This is a genomic window from uncultured Phyllobacterium sp. (genome assembly GCF_902479695.1).
Classification (GTDB): domain Bacteria; phylum Pseudomonadota; class Alphaproteobacteria; order Rhizobiales; family Rhizobiaceae; genus Phyllobacterium; species Phyllobacterium calauticae.
On the sequence record NZ_CABSQF010000087.1, the window covers coordinates 1 to 4,533 of the forward strand.

The following is a 4,533-nucleotide window of genomic DNA, read 5'->3' on the forward strand; positions in this document are numbered from 1 at the left end:
GCAAGGTTGCGGTTCTGGTGCGAGAAGTGGGATTGCTGAGCGAAACCCCGGGGCGGACGGAGGCCGAGAAACGAGTATGGGGGGAAGACAGGCGGCCCGCCATAGTCGGGGCCGAGCGGCAGGGTGATGCCGTAATAATCCCGCCCGTTGATGAACTGGCTGCCGGTGGCAAAGCCCTCGTGATAGATGTCGGCATCAATGCCGTGCCTGGGGGCACCTGCCGCCAGGACATAGGCGATCAGCGCTTCATTCCAGCCGCGGATCGGTACATTGCGGGCGAAGTGATAACGGGGGCTGTGATGCCAGTACAGGACCTTTTCGTCATGCTTGAGGTGTGCAGTCCACTCGACGGCGTGCCAGAGATGGTTGATCCGGTCGCGCAGCGCCGTCTCTTCCGGGGCTGGCGCGGCAAAATACTGCCGCACGCAGATCAGACCCTGCAGCAGGAACGCGGTTTCGACCAGATCGCCGCCGTCATCGCGCATGGAAAAGGGGATGGTGGACCCGTCGCCGCCATGGAAGAAATGCGGAAACACGCCGTGATAGCGTTTGGTCTGTTCCAGCGCCGTCAGCATTGTTCCGATCCGGCCGAGGGCCGCTTGCCGCTCGATCCAGCCGCGCTCGATGGCCACCAGAATGGCCATGAAACCAAACCCGCTCGCCCCTGCGGCAACGAGATCGTTCTTCGGGTCGCCATTTTTACCGGTGCGGTCGCGGGCCAGCCCGCTTCGGGGATGAGCACCGTCCCAGAAATACTGGAAGCTCGCATGCTGGACCCGGTCCAGCAACCCCGCGTCATCATCCGTGACGCCTGTTCTTTCATGCACGAATCTTTGATCCATAAAGGCTGAACATTCCTGCTACAGGGCACAATGACGCTGCATTTGCCGGATTGCATTGGACGATTGTCTGGCTTCTATACCATGTGTAGCGTGCCAAACAGCTTGCCAAGATCGAATCCGATCACGGTCATCAATCTCATGTGAAGGGCCCATAATGCCGAACGATCAATTTGTTTTCCAGCCCGTTTCCCAGCCGGTTTTGCATGTGACCGGTTCGGAAAAGCTGTTTCCCGTGCACCGGATTTATTGTGTCGGGCGAAACTACGCCGATCACGCCATCGAAATGGGTCATGATCCGAACCGCGAGCCACCGTTCTTCTTCCAGAAGAATCCGGATGCGCTGGTCACCGGCAATGGCGATTTTCCCTATCCCAGCGGCTCCAGCGATGTTCACTATGAGATGGAAATGGTCATTGCACTGGGGAAGGGCGGAACCGACATCGCCGTCGACAGCGCACTCGATCACGTTTTCGGCTACGCGGTCGGCCTCGATATGACCCGGCGCGACTTGCAGGGGGAAGCCAAGAAACTGGGGCGTCCGTGGGACGTGGCCAAGGCATTCGAGGCTTCCGCACCCTGTTCCGCTATCGTTCCGGCTGCAAAAGTCGGCCATCCGTCGTCCGGTGCCATCTGGCTCAAGGTGAACGGTCAGGAACGCCAGCGTGGCGATCTCAGGCAGCTGATCTGGAATGTCCCGGAAACCATCGCCTATCTCTCGACATTGTTCACGCTCCAGGCGGGCGACCTGATCTTTTCCGGCACGCCTGCCGGTGTGGGCGCCATCGTCCGCGGCGATGAAATGCATGGCGGCGTCGATGGTATCGGCGAGATTCGGGCGCGGGTTGTCTGATCTCAAGACCCGTTGCGCTGAATTTTGCCAGCGAAGGGAAGTGTTTTCGCGGTGTCAGCAGCGAAAACGTGAAAAATAAATTTTGACGCTGATCTGCGGGGATATCTCGATCAGTTTTATGCGGGTCAGCGTCAAACCGCTCCAAAATGGACCGACAAGCGCTCAAGTTTGACAGTTTTGTGTCTGCGCGTTGATGGTGTTCCGGCTAAACAAATCCGTATAACATTTTTGTTAGAAACGCCCCTGTTGTCTTTGAAATCAAATGGTCTATTGAAGATTCTGATTTCCTCGAACCAGAACTCCAGAGCACCCGTTTATGAACCACCGCATTCTCTTTGGCTCCTATCCGATCCCGCGCTTTGCCGGGATTGCGAGCCATAATTTTGTGGTGTGGACCGACGAGACGGGCAGGCCGCTTTATGAGATCAATGGCGGTGCAGCCAATGCGGACGGCAGTTTCAACTACTGCGCCATTCGCGGCCGGCTGACGGCGGTTGTAACCGACTATTCCAAGCGCGACCTGATCTACTGCCCCGAGTTCTATGTGCGCCCGACATCGCGCACCACACTGCTGCTCGAAGGAAATGATACGGCCATCGCCACAAAATGGCGTGCAGCGGTGGATGTGGCGTCGCGCATCCGCGCATCCGGTCTGGGCTATTCATTCCTGATCCAGAACAGCAACTCGGTGGCAACGGCCATTGCCGAAGGGATGGGGCTTGCTCCGCCATCCGCAGCTGTCGGAAGAGTACGGGCTCCGGGATCGTACCGCCACCTTGCACTGGATCAAGCGGCCTAGCGCAGCAAATCCGACTCCCAGTAGCGCAATTCATCAGAATGCAATAACTAGCACACAATAGTGCACTCGATTTTGGCCCGGCCAAAATCGAGCGTTCCTGTTGTGGCATACTGCCGCCATTATTACATAGCTTATCACGCCTGGCCAAAGTCATGGGGATTTTGGCGCTCTTGGAAAGACGACGCATTGATTTCTGACCCCGCCACGTCTCCGGTTCATAGCAACGAGAAAGCGCTGCAGAGAATTAACGCGCGCTCGCAGCTCAAATTGCCGTGGGGAAAACGGACGAAATCGGCGATGTTCGCCTTCTTCGGCGTCGGCGTGGCTGTCCTCAGCCTGCTGGTCCTGACGCATTTGTCGAGCGAGATTTCGTTCAAGGCCGTCAAGCATTCGATCCATGCGATACCGAATAGCACATTGTTGCTGGCGCTGTTCTTTACCTTTGTCAGTTTTGCCGCGGTCGCGCTCTATGACGTGGTGGCGGTGGAAACCATCGCCCCCAAGCGTGTGCCCTATTATATCTCCGCCATGGCCGGCGGCGCCGGATATGCCATTTCCAACGCACTCGGATTCTCGCTGCTGACCGGCGGCGCGCTGCGTTACCGGGTCTATGCCGCCGAAGGCATCAACGTGGCCGATATCGGCCGGATCATCGGCACGTCATGGCTGGCGATCTGGTTTGCCTTCACCATCATGATTGCCGTTGCGCTGGTGATTGATCCCACGCGCATTCCCTGGATTGTGTCGTTCGGTCCGGTACTCGACCAGGTGATTGGTGCGTCCGTTCTTCTCGCGGTGGCGGTACTGCTCTACTGGCTGTCACGCCGGGAGCGCACGCTGCGTATCGGCCGTGTTTCCGTGCGCCTGCCATCGTCGCAGGGCGCCATGCTGCAGATCATTGCGGGATTGATCGACGTGGCCGCAGCAGCGGCAACCCTCTATGTCCTGATGCCCCACGGGGCCGTGCCCAGTATCGCCGCCTTTGCGCTGATCTATGTGGTGGCCGTGGCCCTCGGCATCATCAGCCATGCGCCGGGCGGTATCGGCGCGTTTGAAGCCACGATGATTGCCGGTCTGGGGATTGGCACAAATCCCGACGCCATTGCTGCGTTGCTGGCGTACCGGGCGATCTATACCCTCATTCCGTTCCTTGTCGCCATCATCGGCTTCGTCATCTCGGAAATACTGCGCCGCCGTCACCTTATTGCCGGGCCGACCATGCTGGCCGTGCGGGTGTTCGAAACGCTGATACCGCCGCTTTCCGCCGGTATCGCCTTTCTCGGCGGCATTGTCCTTCTGATTTCCTCGGTCACGCCGGACTTCACCCGCCGCCTGGAGGTGCTCTCCGATTTCGTGCCGATGCCGTTCCTGGAAATGTCGCATCTCGGTGCGAGCTTCGTCGGTCTGGCGCTGCTCATCGTGGCGCGGGGACTGGCGCGGCGGCTCTGGCGCGCCTGGGTGATGGCCGTTGTTCTCTTCAGCCTTGGAGCGGTCTTCTCCCTGGCAAAGGGGCTCGATTGGGAAGAAGCACTGGCCCTGACCCTGATGGCAGGCGTCCTCCTGCTGTTCGGCGATTCCTTTTACCGCAAGCCGATGGGGGAAAGCTTCAAGCTGACCTGGGGCTGGCTCGCCAGTATCGGCACGACGGCATTCGCGGTGCTGTGGCTCGGCTTCTTCGCCTATCGCCATGTGGAATATGCCAACCAGCTCTGGTGGGAATTTGCCTGGGATGCGCAGGCATCCCGCTTCCTGCGCGGCAGCGTACTGCTGCTGACCCTGCTGGCGGCGATCACCATCAACACCGTGATCAATGGTGTCGGGCGCGGTAAATTGCGTGCGCAACCCATTCCGGAAGAGGTGCCCGATCTGGTGGCGCAGTCGCCGCGCGCCTCCGATGCGCTGGCGCTTCTGGGCGACAAACGGTTTTTGATGGACGGCAAGGGGCGTGGCTTCGTGATGTTCGCCCGCTCCGGTGGCAGCCTGGTATCGATGGGCGAACCGGTTGGCGGGGATGACGGGGTCGTCGGGGGGCTTGCCTGGGC

The 4,533-nt window shown here is 59.5% G+C and carries 4 protein-coding genes; 3 read left to right on the top strand and 1 reads right to left on the bottom strand.

Annotated elements, in window-relative coordinates:
• On the bottom strand, positions 1-842 hold an 842-nt coding region (locus RDL77_RS24635), incomplete at its 3' end, for a glucoamylase family protein (protein WP_288195120.1).
• Between the two features lie 154 nt (positions 843-996).
• On the opposite strand from RDL77_RS24635, the gene RDL77_RS24640 reads away from it, so the two are divergent.
• The 3 genes from RDL77_RS24640 to RDL77_RS24650 form a co-directional block, all read left to right on the top strand.
• Positions 997-1,692, top strand: coding sequence for a fumarylacetoacetate hydrolase family protein (locus tag RDL77_RS24640; protein WP_288195121.1), 696 nt, complete (start codon positions 997-999; stop codon positions 1,690-1,692).
• Positions 1,693-2,008: 316 nt separating this feature from the next.
• A complete protein-coding gene (locus tag RDL77_RS24645; RefSeq protein WP_288195122.1) occupies positions 2,009-2,491 on the top strand; it encodes a hypothetical protein in 483 nt (160 codons plus the stop codon).
• Positions 2,492-2,788: 297 nt separating this feature from the next.
• Positions 2,789-4,533: lysylphosphatidylglycerol synthase domain-containing protein (locus RDL77_RS24650; protein ID WP_288195124.1), on the top strand; the 1,745-nt coding region annotated here is incomplete at its 3' end.